Genomic DNA, 17,769 nt, shown 5'->3' on the forward strand with positions numbered 1-17,769 from the left:
TCATAGTTTGTTGATTGCAGATAAATTTCGCATAGCTATGTGATAGTTGCTTTAAGCTTTTTAGCAGGAGGAGTGTTAAGGTTGTCTGCAAGAGCAAGTAACTCAGGAACAATTTGATTAATAAGATGTAGCTGCTGAATGATCAGTTTCACGGTAATGTCTTTACTATCAGGCCATTCAGAAAGTGTATTTTGGACATTTTGTTCCTGAATGGGCCTTGGAGCTACTCTGGTTACCTCTTTTGGGTTCAATTTATTGCTCAGTTCTTGTAGTTGACCCCGTAACAGCTGATGAGCATCAAGCATTACCTTATGAACTTTATCGTCATTAACACGTTGTCGATGTGCTCCTAAAGCTGAAATATAACCGAGCAGTGCATGGTTCAAAGTTAGAAACTTAAAACTGTCATTGACTGAAATGCGGTGTTTGCTTGGCTCAGATAACATGTTGCAAATCGCAGTATCAAGCGCAGCATCTTTGTCGTGTGCATTTCTTCGTGTTATGCGATAAGCAAGGTTATCTTTTTTTCCAACCCGATATTGGGCCACTATGTTGTCCAAATAGATTGAGTTGGCATCAATGGCCTCGGCCATAAGTTTATTAAGACGCTTAGATTGCCAATCCGGCAATAGGTAAGTGACAGCTATTACTGCGATGCCACAGCCTAAAATCGTATTTAGCAAACGTGGCAATATTACTTCGTAACCCTCACCGACTTGCGCAAAACAGAACAGTACTAATACAGTGATGAAAGCTGTTGCGAATCCATAGTTATTTATCCTAAAAGCGAAAAATAATACTGCCGATATAACAATGATGGTCATTTGGCTGGCTGGAGAAGGAAATAGCGCGAGTAGTGGAGTTCCGACGATCAAACCAGTAATAGTGCCAATTGAGCGAGTCATTAGCTTTTGTTTTGTTGCACTGTAACTTGGCTGACAGACGAACAGTGATGTTAAAACTATCCAATAGCCGTGTTGGATATGAAATATTTGTAAAATGGAATAGCCAGTTACCAATGCTGCAGAGAGACGAATTGCATGACGAAAAAGGGGAGACTGCTTGCTCATGCTCGATTTAATACGTTTCCACATTACTTTAAGTGATCGGGCTTCAGTGTCGTAAAGTGTATTTTCTTCTAACTTGTGCGAGTCAGGGGTGTTCACGCTGTTAAGCTGCCGCTCAACGGTGGCGAGATTTTTGTAAAGAAAAGCCAGCTGATCAACAACCTCTATCGGATGTTGTTTCGATTCTTGAATATATTGGAGTGATTGCTGTAGCTCATTTAATGTCGCCTCAGAGCTTGCATCATGGCTGTACTCTTTACCAACAGCGATTGCGTGGCCAATATTTTTGCAAGCTAGCGCTTGTCGCTCGAGTACGTACTTAAACCTAAACATGATGTCTGAACGCTTAAAGTGTGTCGTAAGCTGTTCATATTTAATATGGCTTGAACGGATGCGTTCGTGAATATCCTGAGCTAGAAAGTAGATGTTGAGATACCGTTCGGATTTAGAACTTTTAAATCCATCTTTAGAATGGCTCAATAGAATAGACTTACATTGGTTTAATGATGAGACGGTCGCGGTATTTAGCCGTGACTCAAGAATGTGCAAATCAGAGTTAGCTGAAGTTTTGTCTAGTTGGAAGCGTTGTGACTTACAGTTTATATAGTTCGATAGTGTAATAAATATGTCTGATAGGTTTTGTCTTACTGGATGCATTGGTGCAATCAAGTGCCAGATTAACGAAATTACAAAAAACCAAGATGCACCTGAAAGCAACAGAATAGGTTGTAGCCAAGGTGAGGTATAACTTCCCGCTCCTAACATGGCATATATCGCGAGTAACAATGAGCCGAATGATAAGGTGCGATAATGAGGCCCAATCGCGCCGAGCATGACGAAGCCAAATGTTGAGATGGCTAACCCTAATGCGAACAATACAGGGTATGGATATAAGATTTGAATGGAAAATGCTGCAATTGCAAAGCATGTCAATGTAAGAGCGTAAGACTTGAGGCGACCAAGAAAACTGTCATCGTCTATAGCCAGGGCAGCGGCTATCACTCCTAAGATTAACGGTACATCGTAGTGAGCGAAACCAAGTAGTTGACTGGCTACAACGAGAGTCATTAAGGTTATAAAAACCAAAAGACTATAGTTAACTGTTTTATTGGCCCAGTGTTGACGAAATTGGTTTATAGAATACACGTTTACACTCAAATAGTTCAGATGTGCAATAAATTGCGAATATTTACTGTTAAATTCTAATAAATTTTAATCTTATTGATAGAGTTAACTCAACGCATTTTTCTATTTAATTGATAAATGTCAATGGGGTGTGAGCAATGTTTTTTGTTTCTGTTGGAATTTTATTTCAATGACTTATAGATAATATCTAGCAGGGTTGGAAACTCGCATCTCATCTATGTTTGGGTATATCATGTAAGAAGTTTAACGACCTCTAGGAACGCAAAGTTATGGAAGTAAGCGCAGGAAAATCAGCGCGGTTTCTTGTTCAAAATGAGTACCACAATGTTCGATTGGAAGAAAATGCTCTTGTGTTAAGTTCTAACTTAAAGGGTGAAACCATTCTTTTTAATGAATGGAATGGAAAAGTTGTGGTAAAGAAGGGCATTATTTGGTCCGATCTGCAGTTTTTCTCTCACGTTGAAGGAAACGCCCAATCAATATGGGTAGTTCGTTGCTTATCTAAAGAAGACTGTCGTGAGTTTGCGGTACATGCTGTGGATTGCTACGACAAATGGCAAAAACATCAGGTTGAACAGCTAAATCATTACTTACCTGAGTGGGAAACAGAATTGGTTAGGCTTTCTCGCTTGCCTTCATTTTTGAGTCATTCGAAAATAGCAGCTTGGGTAAACAAAATAGAATCCGATATTGAGGGAATGGGTTTTACGCTGTCGGATGCAGAACAACGAATGCCTGAACGAGTTGGTGCTATCTTACCTTGGGTGAACGATACTAAAAATGTACTTAAAGCACGTAACCAGGCATGGATGGAAGAGGAAAGAAAAAATTGGGAAGTATTATTTTCTCAGCTTGAATCCTCGCCGCTGAATTTAAGTCAGCAACAAGCAGTATTGCTCAATGATGACAACAACCTAATATTAGCTGGAGCAGGCTCTGGTAAAACGAGTGTACTGAGTGCAAGAGTCGCATATCTGTTGCAAAGCCACTTAGCAAAGGCTGATGAGATTTTGATTGTTGCCTATGGGCGAGAAGCATCCAATGAGATGCGACAACGGCTAGACGAAAAGGTTGGTTTAGGCGCTGAAAGCGTCACAGTAAATACTTTCCACCAACTGGGCCTTTCGATTCTAAATCATGTCAATGAAGGCCAAACAACCATTTCACCCATGGCAACTGATGAAAAGTTAAGGCATGCATGGTGCGTAGATTGGCTGAAAAAACACTGGATGACACCAACGAATTTCAAACGTTGGCAAAAACATCTCGCTAAATGGCCTATTGCTTACATTGCCGGTGATGAGGAGCTCGCAAGTCACGTCGAAAACGAAAAATTGATCAGTTGGCTGGATACACAACTTAATCAACTAGCAACAGTTTCGACGACAAAAAAACATATTCAAGAACAGTTAGTTTCTCACCCAGATTACACTAGACTAAATAGCGAACTCTCTTTGGTTTGGCCATGTTATCAAGCATGGAAACAACAGCTTAAAGATAATGGTCATATCGATTTTCATATGATGATCACTAAAGCTACAGAGCTAGTGAAAAAAGGTAAACATGGTGCGTCTTGGAAGTACATCATGATCGATGAGTACCAAGATATCTCTCCTCAACGTCTAAATTTAATAGAGGCCATTTGCAATCAAGCCAAAAAGACTCATGAGTGTTCTCTATTTGCGGTTGGAGATGATTGGCAGTCGATCTATCAATTTGCTGGAGGTAATGTCACGTTAACCACTGAATTTGATCGGCGCTTCCCACACTCAACCACTCATTACCTTGATACAACCTATCGCTTCAACAGTAAGATAGGAGAAGTAGCGAATACTTTTGTTCAACAGAATGCAAACCAAATACCTAAGCCACTGATTAGTTTTAAGCAACAGAAACAAAAGTCAGTGTATCTTGCACCTAGTGCCAATGTAGAAAAAGCGCTAGAGCAAATCAGTAAACAGGCGAAACAAGCTAAAACAGTGCTGTTATTAGGTAGAAACCATTATCACAAACCTGAATTGTTCACAGATTGGCAGAAGCAGTTTGCTAATCTGGATATTGCGTTCATGACATGCCATGCCAGCAAAGGAAAAGAAGCCGATGTTGTCGTCATCTTGTCAGTAGATGAAGGGCAGTTTCCTGCAAAAGTTAAAGCGTTGCACTTGGATAGCGCGTTGTCTGACTCCGGGGATACATTTGCCTACTCAGAAGAAAGAAGGCTGTTTTACGTAGCTCTAACTAGAGCGAAAGAAAAGGTCTGGATAACGTATTCTGGTGGTGGTTCCAGTTTTGTAAAAGAACTCATCGAAGACAACTACCCAGTGATAAAGCAAAAGTAATGTCACTTTAATACCCAAGGTTAATCAGAGCCTTGGGTATTGGTTTTATGGACGCACTTAATGTTGACTAGGTTCGAGCACTTAAGTATGCGTTATAGTCAGGTATTTCAATATCGACTTCTTTATCGAGCATTGGTGATTCAATCAGGAAGTTTGCGCTTGCGCGGTTTGTTGCAACAGGAATGTTCCAAACACTAGCAATTCTAAGTAATGCTTTTACATCTGGGTCGTGTGGTACAGCATTGAGTGGATCCCAGAAAAAGATGAGTAAATCTATTTTGCCTTCAGAAATCAATGCGCCAAGTTGTTGGTCGCCACCCATTGGACCACTAATGAGGCTAGTAATCTCTAAGCCAGTCTCTTTGCTGAGCATATGACCCGTGGTGCCAGTCGCAAATAGGTTGTGACCCTGTAACTTATCTTTGTGTTCTACTACCCAGCGCAGTAAGTCCGGCTTACAGTTGTCATGCGCAACAAGAGCAATCTGCTTATGCTGAGCCATTTTACGAGTTGTCTTTTGCATTAAAGAACCTTATTCAGTCTGCAAGTTAATTTAAATACGAGAAAATTTGTATAAGACCCTATAACGTTTGAACTGATAAAGCCAGCAAAGCCTGAAAGGCAAAGAAAGTTATAGTCATTGTTTGGCTACTAAGCCACCAAGACGGTTTAAACTTGGTAATGTTAAAAAAAGTGCCGTAAAGAATTAAGGAGATACTACTAACCAATGCATACATAGCGGGGAGGCTTCTAGTATCTAGCCAATATTCTGCTGATGACCAAATAAGCATGGAAATCACAGCAAAGTAGATAGCAAAGAATACTTTATAATTGGCGAGGCTAGGTAAGATAAGCAGGTAAATTATTACTGCTGTGCAAATAATGACAATTGAAAGCCATGCTGTTGGCTCGTTGTGCAACATAAGAAAAAATGCAAAAAAGCACACCAGGTGAGATATCACTAGCACAGAGTCTGTCAGTATTTTTTTGCTAGTGGGTTGCATACTACTAAAGTCACTTAATGATGTAAGCAGCAAGCCCAAAGATATCATGTACACGTATTGAGGGTAGCCGGAGCTGAATGTTAATAAGTAGCCAACAATTAATACTGTTGGTAAGTATCGACTTGCAAAGTATAACCATCTCGGTAGTTGATTGTTGAATATTACGTGTACTAAAAATAAAGCCGAAACAATTAACCACATATCATATTCCTAGGCTCTCCTAATTTAATCATACTGACTGCGTTTATATTAAACCATGCAAGAAACAGTATAAACAGCTTAAAAAAGAAGCAGCGCATGTGGCGCTGCTTGGTTGATTTTACCTAGACTTGTCGTAATTACGATATAAACCTTTAATTGGATATTCAATAATGGTTACGAGATCGCATGTTCGAGAATTTTACGGCTTTCATCTAGCGTGATTGATTGATTCTCACCCAAGGCGACCATCTTATGCTGCTCTAGTTGGCCGATGATAGTGTCGATTGCTGTTTCTTTATCCGTTCCGTAGTCGCTAAGTTGCGTAGGGACATCTAATGAGCGATAGAATGCTTCGATAGCATCTATTGTTTTCTCTGCAAGGTCATTTGTCTGAGTTAAGCCAAATACGCTGCTGCCTAATTGTTCAAGCTTGCCACGTTTGTGCTCAATTTGGTTTCGAAGTAACGATGGTTGAATAATAGCGAGTGAACGAGCATGGTCAACACCGTATAACGCGGTTAGCTCATGGCCAATCATGTGTGTTGCCCAGTCTTGCTGAACACCAGCACCGATAAGGCCGTTAAGAGCTTGGTTTGCTGTCCACATTAGGTTTGCACGCCACTGATCGTCGTCACGGTTTGCGTAGTTGTCACCTAAGTTCTTTAGGCTTTTAAGTAGAGCTTCGGCATAACCATCTTGAACAAATGCGCCAGCAGGAGAGGTAATGTATTGCTCACATACGTGAACCCACGCATCGACTATACCGTTCAAAAGTTGCCTTTCTGGTAAAGTTTTCATTGTATCAGGGTCTAAAACAGCAAATGTTGGTTGTACATATGGCGACATAAATGCCAGTTTGTCTTGTGTTTCAGCTTTAGTGATAACTGCACCTTTATTAGATTCCGAACCGGTTGCAGGAAGCGTTAATATTGCACCTATAGGTAAAGCATTCGTTGGAATGTAATCGCCAGTCAAAATGTCCCAACCTTCACCTTCATATAGACTTGCAGCAGCAACATATTTTGAGCCATCAATGACCGAACCACCGCCGACAGCTAGAATAAAATCGACTTTATTTTCTTTGGCAATTTTGACTGCTTTGTCTAGCGTTTCCTTGGTTGGGTTTGGTTCTACACCCGAGAATTCAAACCACTCGTAACCTTCTAGTGCCGAGACTACTTGGTCGTACACGCCATTTTTTTTAATAGAGCCACCGCCATATATAAACAGGACCTTGTTATCTTTCTCTATAGAGTCTGCGATTGTTGCAATTTGGCCTTGGCCAAAGTGAATAGTAGTTGGGTTTGAATATGAAAATTGCATTTTGCTACCTTTTGAATTGTTGTTGATGACTATGACAACAGCTAGTAATATGCATATTAGTCCTGTTATTGGCTTTTAAAAAGATGAATTAGTCGAATAATTTTGCCTATTTCTACAAAGTGCAGTTTCGATATTGGAGATTATTATGTCTAGCCTTGGTTACATTATGCAGAAGTATGTGGATCAACAAGGATTACATAGCCTAGAGGGTGTTTGTAAAACAGCGATTCCTCATGTGTGCTTTTTTCGTAGTAGTCAAGGTAATCCAAGACAACCTTTTACCTATCAATCTGGCGTGCTTGTATTAGGGCAGGGCAATAAAGATATCCATATTGGTGACAGCCGTGTGTCTTATGGTCCTAATGACTATTTAGTTGTAGGTGTACCTCTTCCGTTAGAATGTGAAGCATTTGCTCAAAAGGATAAGCCAATCTTGGGCGTTTCTATTTCAATAGATCAATCCACCTTACAGCGGATGGTGAATACGCTTGTTCAAGATAACTCGGACCTTCCGATGGAGACGAAAAAAGACTCGACGTGTTTAGATTCTGTGCCAATGGATGACATGATGTTAAACACTTGCCTTCGGTTAATGACAGCTTTGTGTGATGGCACCGAAGCTAAAATACTGGGTCCACTCATTTATGAAGAGCTAATTTATAGAGTTCTCACTAGTGAAAAAGGTCATGTTTTATTTAGTTTGGCAGGCATGGAAAGTCAATATGCCCGAATAGCTAAAGCACTGAATATAGTGCATGAAAACTATCATGGCTTACTTACAGTACAAGAATTGGCAAATGAGGCCAATATGAGTATTTCGGCTTTTCATCAAGCTTTTAGAAGCGTTACATTAGAGTCACCATTGCAATATATTAAAAAAGTGCGCCTCAACAAAGCAAAAGAACTGATACAACTTGAAGGTAAAAGAGTTGGCGATGCCGCACGTCTAGTTGGGTATAACAGTGCTTCGCAATTTAGTAGAGAATACAAAAGACATTTTGAGCAAACGCCAGCAGCGTCAAGATAACTGAGCTAGAGAACTAAGCAACTATTCATCCAAGGATAATGGAGTACAAACTCCATTATCCTTTTCTAAATTTAATAAACCCTAAGAGTTTAAGATTCAAATTGGTAGCCTTCAGGCACGACAACAACTCCTTTAGGTGAAATATGGAATCGTTTTGCGTCGTCATTAGGGTTTATACCAATTTGTGTATTCGGCGGGATTGTCACATGCTTGTCGACAATGCAATTATTCAGTTCGCATCCTTCACCGACGTGAACGTCGTCGAAAATGATACTGTTAGATACCGTCGCTTTGTCGCAAATCCTCACATTGGGTGACACGACTGAGCTTTGAACCGAGCCGCCAGAGTTGACTACACCATTAGATATTATTGAGTTGATAAAAATCCCTTCGTTTCCCGTTGGAGAAGACACGGTTCTAGCTGGTGGATACTGGGGTTCATAAGTTCTTATTGGCCAATTTGATTGATACAAGTTCATGGGTGGAACTGGCTCCAAAAGATCCATATTCGCTTGGTAGTATGAGTCGATAGTACCTACATCTCTCCAATAACAATCTTTGGCTACTCGACCTATATCGCTACAAAAACTATACGCATAAACACTTCTGTCATCGATAAGCTTGGGAATAATGTCTTTACCAAAGTCGTGTTCTGAAGCGCAACAATCAGCGTCTTTCGATAGTGCCTCTATCAGTGCTTCCATTTTGAAAATATAGATACCCATCGACGCTAAACAGCGGTTGGGTTGATTAGGCATTGTCGGCGGTTCAATTGGCTTTTCGACAAAAGCGTCAACCATTCCAGTACTATCCATCGCCATGATGCCAAATTGATTGGCGTCTGCTTTTGCAACATCCATACAGGCAACCGTAAGAGAAGCGTCAGTCCTCTTATGCTGTTCAAGCATTGCCGCATAATCCATGCGATATATATGATCGCCAGATAGTACAATTACATGCTTCGCGTCACTTCTAGATAGTAGCCACATGTTTTGATAAATCGCATCCGCTGTTCCTTGATACCAATTGCCACCTCTTCGCATTTGAGGTGGTACAGCAGTGACGTATTCGCCAAGTTCTGGGTTGAAAACCGACCAACCATTGCGGATATGTTTGTGGAGAGAGTGAGATTTGTACTGGGTTAGAACAAGGATTCGTCGTAGACCTGAATGAAGGCAGTTGGTGAGTGTGAAATCTATGATTCTATATTTTCCACCAAATGGAACCGACGGTTTAGCTCTATCGTCAGTGAGTGGACTAAGCCTTGAACCTACACCGCCAGCCAAAACGATAGTTAGTGTGTCATGCATTCGTATACTCCCTCAAATCGTGTAATTAAGAAGTGGTTCATATGTTTACATCAAGAATTGCGCCACAAAAACCAATCCAAATATTGCTTATAAATCAAATGGATAAAACTTTAGCTTTGATCAAATTGGTGCATAGTTGCTTTCGAAGCACCAAAATGTAGCAAGCAAAGCATAGAATTAATAAAACGGCTGTTTTGATTGATCAAGCTAGAAGTAGCTTAGTCATAATTGGAGGGTTTTGTTAGGCGACGAAAGTCGAAATTTGACGAATAAAGTGTAGGTTTGATCTGGAACAAAAAGAGCGCCAAGAAGAGGATTGGCGCTCAAAAATAGACCAAGTTAAAAGGCCTAATTTAGCTGCTTAAAGCAACTTGTTCAGGTGTTGCTTCAGAACGTTTTTTTAAAAAAGCATAGCTAATACCCGTTACTGCCGTACCAGCAGCAATTGCTACAAGGTATAAAAATACAGGTGTAACCGCGTTAGGAATGAGTAGTACAAACAAACCGCCATGTGGAGCCATCAACTGCGCGCCAAATAGCATTGACAGTGCACCGGTGACAGCGCCACCAATCATATTACATGGAATCACACGAGCAGGGTCTTTGGCAGCAAATGGAATGGAACCTTCGGTGATAAAACACAGGCCTAATACAAATGCAGCTTTACCAGCTTCACGTTCACTTTTATCGAATTTGTTTTTAGCAATAATTGTCGCTAGACCCATAGCCAATGGCGGGACCATACCAGCGGCCATGATAGCAGCCATTGGCATATATGTGTGAGATGCAAGTAGGCCAACCCCAAATGTATAAGCAGCTTTGTTTATAGGGCCGCCTAAATCGAAACACATCATTGCACCTAGAATAATGCCAAGAAGTACCGCGTTTGCTGAACCCATATTGTTAAGGAATGTTGTCATTGACTCCATAAGGTGAGATACAGGGCCGCCGACTACATAAATCATCACAAGACCGGTAAACAATGTGGCGATAAATGGGATGATTAGTATAGGTTTTAGAGCTTCCATTGACTGTGGAAGTTTGACTTTTTCCGCGATGAATTTGGCAGCATAGCCTGCGATGAAACCCGCAACGATACCACCTAGGAAACCTGCTCCGGTAGAGCTAGCAAGTAAACCGCCAACTAAACCGGGAGCAAGACCTGGTCGGTCCGCAATAGAATAGGCGATATACCCAGCTAATACGGGAATCATCAACTTGAATGCAGAACCGCCACCAATGGTCATGAGTGCTGCAGCAAGAGTCCCTTTTTCTTCAAAAGCTTTAATGCCAAATACAAAAGAAAGCGCAATGATTAAGCCACCAGCGACAACCACTGGAAGCATGTGCGATACACCTGTCATAAGGTGTGAATAGACACCTTTTTTCTCTTCTTTCGCCGGTGTAGAGGTGTTTCCTGAGTGCTGGTAAGTATGGGCTTCATCAAATGCACGTTCGATTTCCTGTTTGGTTTTCTTTAATGCTGGCCCGGTTTTAGTTCTATACATTAACTTGCCGTTAAAGCGATCTAACGGTACTTCGATATCTGCGGCAATGATAACCAAGTCAGCTTTTTCAATCTCTTCTGCGGTTAGTTGATTCTTAGCACCTACGGAACCGCGAGTTTCTACTTTAATCTCGTAACCTTGACGTATTGCTTCGTCTTCAAGTGCTTCCGCAGCCATAAATGTATGAGCAACACCTGTTGGGCAGGCGGTAATAGCTACAATCCGTTTTTTGGTATTGTCATGTTTTGGTTCGATTAAAGAGGCTTCAGTCAATACTTCAGCTTGTGTGACAGCGCTTTGTAGAAAGCTCTCTGGAGAGGTTAAGCATTCGGAAATAGACGTTCTGTAAACTTTTTTTCCGACAAATCGTGAATCATCAATAGGTGTGTTGGACGCAATGATTACCGCGTCGCACTGATTGATTTGTTCGGCTGTTAGTACAGCTGCATCGGTGACTGAAGATTGGCACTCGATTGCAGTATTCCAACCAAGCTTTTTCGCTGCTTTTTCCAGTACACCAGCGGCAAGTATGCTGGTAGCTGTTCCACTAGGGCAAGCGGTAATAATAGTGATGTTCATAATATTAACCTTTATCCTTCTATCTCTTCGTTAGGTTGAGAGAGGTAACTGTTATTTTTTCTTGTAGCTGTGTAACGGTGTTGATGTCTTGGATGCCAACACCGATTTGTTCGACTGCAAGTGCCGACAAAGCAGTTGCGAATGAGAGGATTTGGTTCTTATCCATACTCTGCATATGACCCCAACACAGACCGGCGACCAATGTGTCACCAGCGCCGACTGTGCTAACTACCTTCATTGTTGGGGGAGACGCTTTAGTCCATTCGCCATTGCAATACCACATGACGCCTTCGGAACCCAAAGACACTACGGTATTATCTACTCCCTCTGACACCTTGATTGCTGCTTGTTGAATCATAGATAGAGAGGTGAGTGGTTCGTTAACTAAGTACGACAGCTCATCATCGTTCGGCTTGATCAACCAAGGGCATGCTTTTATACCAGCACTTAGTGCTTCTCTGCTGCTATCAAACAGGACTTTCTTACCAAGTTTATTTAGCTTTTCTATCCAAGAAGCACACATTTGTACTGATATACCTTGGGGTAAGCTGCCAGCCAGTACGAAGTATTCATGTGTGTCGGCAAGTTCGAAAAGCTGCTTTTCAAACTTCTCAATCTCTTGAGTTGAGACTTTTACGCCCGGGAAGTTAATATCACTCACTGAGCCTGAGTTCTCTACCAGTTTTACATTGATACGGGTCGCGCCTTGAACACGCACAAACTTATCGGTAACACCGATAGAATCAAAAAGCTGACAAAACATTTCTTGGTTGTCTCGCCCCAAAAAACCAGTCACGGTGACCTCTGCGCCAAGGTCGCGCAAGACTTGTGCAACATTGACTCCTTTACCGGCAGCATGTAACGAAGAGTTGCTTACAAGGCTAACGTTGCCAACATTTAGTGACTCCAAGCTTCCTGTTAAATCAAGTGCTGGGTTTAGGGTGATGGTTACTACTTTGTTAGTCATAGAAACTCCTTACTTCTCACCTAAACCGGACTCTATAGCGACCCCGATGGATTCGAGTGCTTGAGTTGCGTCATTACCTTGTGCAGTAAACTTAAGACTGTGTCCATGCTTGACACCCAGCGCAATTACCTTCATCAAGCTTTTGGCATTAACTGGCTTACTAGAAATATCTAAATTTTCGACTTGTATACTAGATTCAAATTTCTTAGCTTCAGCTACCAACATGGCGCCAGGTCGAGCATGGAGCCCATGAGCATTTTTAATTTTGTACGTTGCGGACAGGCCATCTTCAGCAATGGTGCTATCAGTGTTTTCTTGAGCAAAGAGGTTTAAAATTTCTTGTTTCGAACCAGATGTTATCTTGTGCTGCTGTTGTTCTGAGATTAATTTTGTTAGAACTTCTAGTTGATTTTTATGAGAAAAATTATTGGCAGCGATGGTAATCAAAGCAGATACGGGCTTATTATCAAAGGACGCTTCGTGTGACGGTGTAACGATGGACAGCGCTGTTCTGTTGACCCCTAAGCCTGAATTAACCAACCATAAGCCGTTACCTAAATTGGTTGGTGTCTTGGAAATCACCTCTGCGACAAATTGATTGTCGACAAATTCTGCATTCTTGAGTAGTCCTGCCCCAACAGCTGAAAGTTGCAATAAATCTGTTGCGGGAAAGTCAGTCAGAATCAAGCTTTCGTTTAACTCACAATTAATTTGTGCATTGCCGCTAACGATAGCGATGATTTCATCTGCAGTAGCTGCATTTTTTAACGCATCTTGGGTGCCGTCTTGCGATAGGACTTTAGTTAACTGCTTTAAAATTTCTAGGTGCTCATCGGATTTTGCTGCAATGCCAATAGCGAGATACGCGATGTTTCCTTCACCCCAATCGACACCGTTGGGATAGTGGTGTACGACTAAACCAGTTTGTTTAACTAGATCACGAGTATCAGTTGTACCATGAGGTATTGCGATACCGTTTCCGAGGTATGTTGTGTTTTGTTTCTCTCGAGCTAACATTCCATTGACGTATTTCTCATCGACATATTTCTTGCTGGACAGATCGGCGGCAAGAGAATGAATAGCCGATTGTGCGTTATCGCTCTGTCTTTGTAGAGAAATATCAGTTTTATTGAGTTGCAGCATAACGAGCCTCACATATGAGCTGAAACGGTTCAGCAAAAAAATAAAAAAATTTAGCAAAGCCATTTAATAGGTGAGTTACGATTACTATAAATGCGTACTACCTAACATAATTTGCTTTGCTGAATCCATTCAGCTGTTATGCTGAATCGTTTCAGTATATAATGCAACCGTTCCAAGTAATAATGTTGATTATTTTTGATCTAAGCCACAATTTAAGAGTACTTATATGACACTAGATGAGATAGCGAAGTTAGCCGGTGTATCGAAAACAACGGCCAGCTATGTGGTTAACGGTAAAGCTAAGCAATATAGAATTAGTGAAAAGACTCAAAAGAAGGTCATGGATGTTGTTCAGTCAAATAACTATCGTCCAAATCATGTTGCAACGTCATTACGTGGGGGAGTAAGTCACTCGTTTGGGTTAATAATCCCCGATTTAGAAAACATGAGTTATGCACGCTTGTCTAAGTTTCTAGAAAAAAAATCACGAGCAGAAGGTTACCAAATACTGATTGGTTGTACTGATGATGACCCAGAAACCGAAAAAAAATTGGTGGACGCATTGTTAAGTCGAAGCATAGACGCTTTGTTTGTCGCGAGCTCTATTAAAGATGCAACAGACTTCTACCTAAAAGTTCAGTCATCGGGAACCCCTGTTATAGCAATTGACCGCCCGCTAGACGATGAACATTTTTCGTGTGTAATTAGTGAGGATTTTGGCGGGGCTTATGAACTCGCCAGTTCGGTTTGCGATGAAAACGTCAAGTCTATTGGTTTAATTGGTGCATTGCCGACTTTGAATATCTCAAGAGAGCGGGAGAGTGGGTTTATTGCGGCAACTAAGAAGTTATCTTTAAAAAACGTCTTAAGTTATGGCGACAACTTTAGTGCTGAAGATGGCAAAAAGGTTTTTGAAGGTTGGGTTTACAGCGATAAATTGCCAGATGCCGTCATCACGACGTCTTACACTTTGCTTGAAGGTGTGTTAGATGTATTGGTTGAAAAGCCGCACCTAACACGAAATCTTAGACTCGCGACGTTTGGTGATAACCGTTTACTTGATTTTCTACCTTTTAAGGTAAATTCCCTTCCTCAGCAATTCGATGTTATATCAAGTAAAGCGTTGGTCTTGGCGCTTAACTCTGCGCAAAAAAGAAACAATACTGAACCGAAAGTTGAACTGATACCGCGCAAACTTAAACTAAGAAACTAGTACCTAATATTCTGTGAAAATATACCCAAGCGTTATTGCTTGGGTATAGTAAGTTAAAACTGGAATCGGACAGACATTGTTAATTGAGGTCCATAAATCCCGTTATTTCTTGACTCTGCAGAGATAGAAAGCTGATCCGTAGAATGGAAACGCACGCCTCCATAAAATACCGACTTATCGTCTAGCCGACCAACTCGTCCAGTTGCCTCAAATTGATCGCTAAACCAGACTCGGACGCCCACATTCATTTCGCCTTCAACATGACTGTCTCCACCTTCTTGTTCGGTGTCTTTTATTTGGTGTATGAGAAGTTGACCATAGATATCGGCGAATTGGTTAAGTGGACCATTGAAGCCGAAGCCACCGGCCAAATCGTGGTCTTGCTCGAAACGAGAGCTGGCTCTTGCAATGATGTGAGCGTTATCCATAATTTGATTACTAAACTCTACCCCTGAAGCGTCTGGGCTAATTGACGTGAATACCTCTAAGTAGTTGTAGCTGAAATTGTTCGCATTGGCTGCAAAAGGGAGAAAGCAGGCGGAGCTAATAAGGGCGCTAGCTATAGCTTTCGCTTTATTAAACATCGTGACTCCATGTCATGTGAGACAAAATATTGACTTAAAAACAAAAACCTGCAAAAAATAGGCCGGACGTTTGTGATAGGTTCACAGAAAACAAATTTGATGGAAGTTGAACCAGTGGGCAATATAAATTGAAAGATACGATTGAAGCATTAATGGTGCAGGGCACCACGTCAGATGCCGGCAAAAGTGCGGTAGTAACGGGATTATGCAGAGTGTTGGCTAGAAGAGGTATGTGTGTAAGCCCGTTCAAACCTCAAAATATGGCGCTGAATAGTGCTGTTACCGCTGATGGTGGAGAGATTGGTCGAGCTCAAGCCGTTCAAGCTAAAGCATGCCATGTTGAGCCAACTGTACATATGAATCCAGTGCTGTTAAAGCCATCTACGGATACTAGCGCACAGGTTATTTTCCAGGGCAAAGTGTATGGTGATATTGATGCCATTGGCTATCAAAGTTACAAGTCACTTTCTTTACCGATTGTATTAGACTCTTTTCGTAAACTCGAAGCCCAGTTTGACTCAATACTCATTGAAGGTGCAGGTAGTCCAGCTGAAATAAATTTACGCGAGAATGATATCGCCAATATGGGGTTTGCTGAAGAAGCTAATGTGCCAGTTATCATAGTGGCTGATATTGATAAAGGTGGTGTCTTCGCCCATCTATACGGTACCTTAGCGCTATTAAGTGAAAGCGAGCAGGATAGAGTCGTTGGCTTCGTCATTAATAAGTTTCGCGGCAATGTAGAACTACTCAAGCCTGGATTAGATTGGTTGTCTAAAAAGACAGGTAAGCCAGTACTAGGTGTCTTACCTTACTTGCCCAATTTTAATTTAGAATCAGAAGATGCGATTTGTACTGATCAGGCTAAGTCTGAAAACACTAAGCTAAAAGTGGTTGTGCCTGTTTTACCAAGAATTAGTAATCATACTGATTTTGACACACTTCGTTCTTGTCCGGATATCGAACTTAAATTCGTAGGAGAGGGAGAACCGCTCTCAGGTGCTGACTTGATTATTTTGCCGGGTAGTAAGTCCGTGCTTTCAGACTTGGATTATCTCCTCGCTCAAAGTTGGGATGTCGATATTTATCGTCACCTCCGTTATGGCGGCAAAGTTCTTGGCATTTGTGGTGGTTACCAAATGCTCGGCCAAACAATCAGCGATAGCCAAGGATTTGAAGGAAAACCTGCGCAGTGTCAAGGATTAAAGCTTTTGAATACCTACACTGAGTTCACACCTCAAAAAGAACTACGTAACCGAAATGGAAAACTACAGTTACTAGACCAAATCGTGGATGTCAACGGATATGAAATTCATCTAGGTAAAACTAGGGTGGAAGAATATCAGCCAATTTGTTTTAGTGACGGTATGCCAGAGGGGGCGTTAAGTGAGTGCAAACAAGTGTTAGGCACTTACCTTCATGGAATACTCGACACACCAGAAACATTGAGTCTGATATGTGAGTGGGCTGGTGCGAAAGACATTCGCATTCAATCCCACGAGCAAATACAACAAAATAGTATCGATAGAATCGCTGATGCAATAGAAGAGCATCTCGACTTAACTTCGTTGTGGCCAACACTGTTTAAGAATTAGTAAGAGTAATATATGAAAAAACTGATTTGTTTTCTGTTTTCACTTTGCCTGCCGTTTTTGGCAAACGCCTCTAGTACGATCAATATTTACGCAGCATCTTCAATGACAGATGCGGTGAACTCCATAATTAACGCCTACAATCATGATCATAACGTAAAAATTGTACCTGTTTTTGCAGCGTCTTCGTCACTAGCAAGACAAATCGAAAATGGGGCGCCGGCAGATATCTTCATTTCTGCTGACAAGAAGTGGGTAAGTTATTTGGCAGAGAAAGACGTGATTAAGAGATCTGATATTTCTATGTTTGCCGCAAATAGCTTGGTGTTAATAGAACCAAGTGATTCCAGTGTTAAACTTAACGTAACGAATAAAGTTAGTTGGGCGAATGAGCTTAAAGGACAGCGCTTATCGGTTGGTGATACAAACTCAGTTCCGGCTGGTATCTATGCAAAACAAACCCTAGAGTCACTCGGTGTTTGGGAGACGGTGAAGTCTCGTTTGGCACCGGCAGCGAATGTCCGCGCTGCATTAGCGTTAGTTGAATTGGGTGAAGCTCCACTAGGTATCGTCTACAAAACAGATGCTTTGATGTCGAAAAAAGTGAAAATCGCGACGGAATTCCAAGCAAAATTACATACACCGATCATTTATCCGCTCGTTCAAATGAACCAAGATAAAGTCGTTTCTAATTTCGTTAGCTACTTGAAGAGTAGTCAGGCGACAGAAATCTTAAAGCAATATGGATTTAGTCAACCAAAATAAT

Annotated in this window: 14 protein-coding genes; 5 read left to right on the plus strand and 9 right to left on the minus strand. The window is 41.4% G+C overall.

Annotated features, from left to right (window positions below; genetic code table 11):
* Nucleotides 1–35: 35 nt before the first annotated feature.
* Complete coding sequence (gene yccS, locus L7A31_RS03160; protein ID WP_237360050.1) at nucleotides 36–2,213, minus strand: YccS family putative transporter; 2,178 nt, start codon at nucleotides 2,211–2,213, stop codon at nucleotides 36–38.
* 269 nt (nucleotides 2,214–2,482) lie between these two features.
* On the opposite strand from yccS, the gene helD reads away from it, so the two are divergent.
* The gene (helD, locus tag L7A31_RS03165; protein WP_237360051.1) at nucleotides 2,483–4,552 is read left to right on the plus strand and encodes a DNA helicase IV; all 2,070 of its coding nucleotides are present in this window, start codon (nucleotides 2,483–2,485) and stop codon (nucleotides 4,550–4,552) included.
* 67 nt (nucleotides 4,553–4,619) lie between these two features.
* Here helD and L7A31_RS03170 read toward each other — a convergent pair whose 3' ends face one another.
* The 3 genes from L7A31_RS03170 to L7A31_RS03180 form a co-directional block, all read right to left on the minus strand.
* A complete protein-coding gene (locus L7A31_RS03170) occupies nucleotides 4,620–5,075 on the minus strand; it encodes a methylglyoxal synthase (RefSeq protein ID WP_237360052.1) in 456 nt (151 codons plus the stop codon).
* Nucleotides 5,076–5,133: 58 nt separating this feature from the next.
* Nucleotides 5,134–5,757: a lysoplasmalogenase family protein gene (locus tag L7A31_RS03175; RefSeq protein WP_237360053.1), complete on the minus strand. Its 624-nt coding sequence runs from the start codon at nucleotides 5,755–5,757 to the stop codon at nucleotides 5,134–5,136.
* A gap of 174 nt (nucleotides 5,758–5,931) precedes the next feature.
* The gene (locus L7A31_RS03180; protein ID WP_237360054.1) at nucleotides 5,932–7,080 is read right to left on the minus strand and encodes an iron-containing alcohol dehydrogenase; all 1,149 of its coding nucleotides are present in this window, start codon (nucleotides 7,078–7,080) and stop codon (nucleotides 5,932–5,934) included.
* A gap of 145 nt (nucleotides 7,081–7,225) precedes the next feature.
* Here L7A31_RS03180 and L7A31_RS03185 point away from each other — a divergent pair, with 145 nt between their 5' ends.
* Complete coding sequence (locus tag L7A31_RS03185; protein ID WP_237360055.1) at nucleotides 7,226–8,107, plus strand: AraC family transcriptional regulator; 882 nt, start codon at nucleotides 7,226–7,228, stop codon at nucleotides 8,105–8,107.
* Between the two features lie 89 nt (nucleotides 8,108–8,196).
* On the opposite strand, the gene glgC is transcribed toward L7A31_RS03185, so the two are convergent.
* The 4 genes from glgC to fruB form a co-directional block, all read right to left on the minus strand.
* Nucleotides 8,197–9,417 (minus strand): glucose-1-phosphate adenylyltransferase, encoded by a 1,221-nt coding sequence (gene glgC / locus L7A31_RS03190; RefSeq protein ID WP_237360056.1) that lies wholly within the window; start codon nucleotides 9,415–9,417, stop codon nucleotides 8,197–8,199.
* A gap of 353 nt (nucleotides 9,418–9,770) precedes the next feature.
* The gene (gene fruA / locus L7A31_RS03195; protein ID WP_237360057.1) at nucleotides 9,771–11,504 is read right to left on the minus strand and encodes a PTS fructose transporter subunit IIBC; all 1,734 of its coding nucleotides are present in this window, start codon (nucleotides 11,502–11,504) and stop codon (nucleotides 9,771–9,773) included.
* A gap of 19 nt (nucleotides 11,505–11,523) precedes the next feature.
* Nucleotides 11,524–12,471, minus strand: a complete 948-nt coding sequence (gene pfkB / locus L7A31_RS03200; RefSeq protein ID WP_237360058.1) for a 1-phosphofructokinase — start codon at nucleotides 12,469–12,471, stop codon at nucleotides 11,524–11,526.
* 9 nt (nucleotides 12,472–12,480) lie between these two features.
* Complete coding sequence (gene fruB, locus L7A31_RS03205) at nucleotides 12,481–13,614, minus strand: fused PTS fructose transporter subunit IIA/HPr protein (protein ID WP_237360059.1); 1,134 nt, start codon at nucleotides 13,612–13,614, stop codon at nucleotides 12,481–12,483.
* Nucleotides 13,615–13,840: 226 nt separating this feature from the next.
* Here fruB and cra point away from each other — a divergent pair, with 226 nt between their 5' ends.
* Nucleotides 13,841–14,827: a catabolite repressor/activator gene (gene cra, locus L7A31_RS03210; RefSeq protein WP_237360060.1), complete on the plus strand. Its 987-nt coding sequence runs from the start codon at nucleotides 13,841–13,843 to the stop codon at nucleotides 14,825–14,827.
* A 53-nt stretch (nucleotides 14,828–14,880) separates the two neighbouring features.
* Here cra and L7A31_RS03215 read toward each other — a convergent pair whose 3' ends face one another.
* Nucleotides 14,881–15,411: a hypothetical protein gene (locus L7A31_RS03215; protein ID WP_237360061.1), complete on the minus strand. Its 531-nt coding sequence runs from the start codon at nucleotides 15,409–15,411 to the stop codon at nucleotides 14,881–14,883.
* A gap of 128 nt (nucleotides 15,412–15,539) precedes the next feature.
* Here L7A31_RS03215 and L7A31_RS03220 point away from each other — a divergent pair, with 128 nt between their 5' ends.
* On the plus strand, nucleotides 15,540–17,006 hold the full coding sequence (locus tag L7A31_RS03220; RefSeq protein ID WP_435532872.1) for a cobyric acid synthase: 1,467 nt from the start codon (nucleotides 15,540–15,542) through the stop codon (nucleotides 17,004–17,006).
* A gap of 12 nt (nucleotides 17,007–17,018) precedes the next feature.
* Nucleotides 17,019–17,768, plus strand: coding sequence for a molybdate ABC transporter substrate-binding protein (gene modA / locus L7A31_RS03225; protein ID WP_237360062.1), 750 nt, complete (start codon nucleotides 17,019–17,021; stop codon nucleotides 17,766–17,768).
* The last annotated feature ends 1 nt before the right edge of the window (nucleotide 17,769 follow it).

This window comes from Vibrio marisflavi CECT 7928 (assembly GCF_921294215.1).
GTDB classification, from domain to species: domain Bacteria; phylum Pseudomonadota; class Gammaproteobacteria; order Enterobacterales; family Vibrionaceae; genus Vibrio; species Vibrio marisflavi.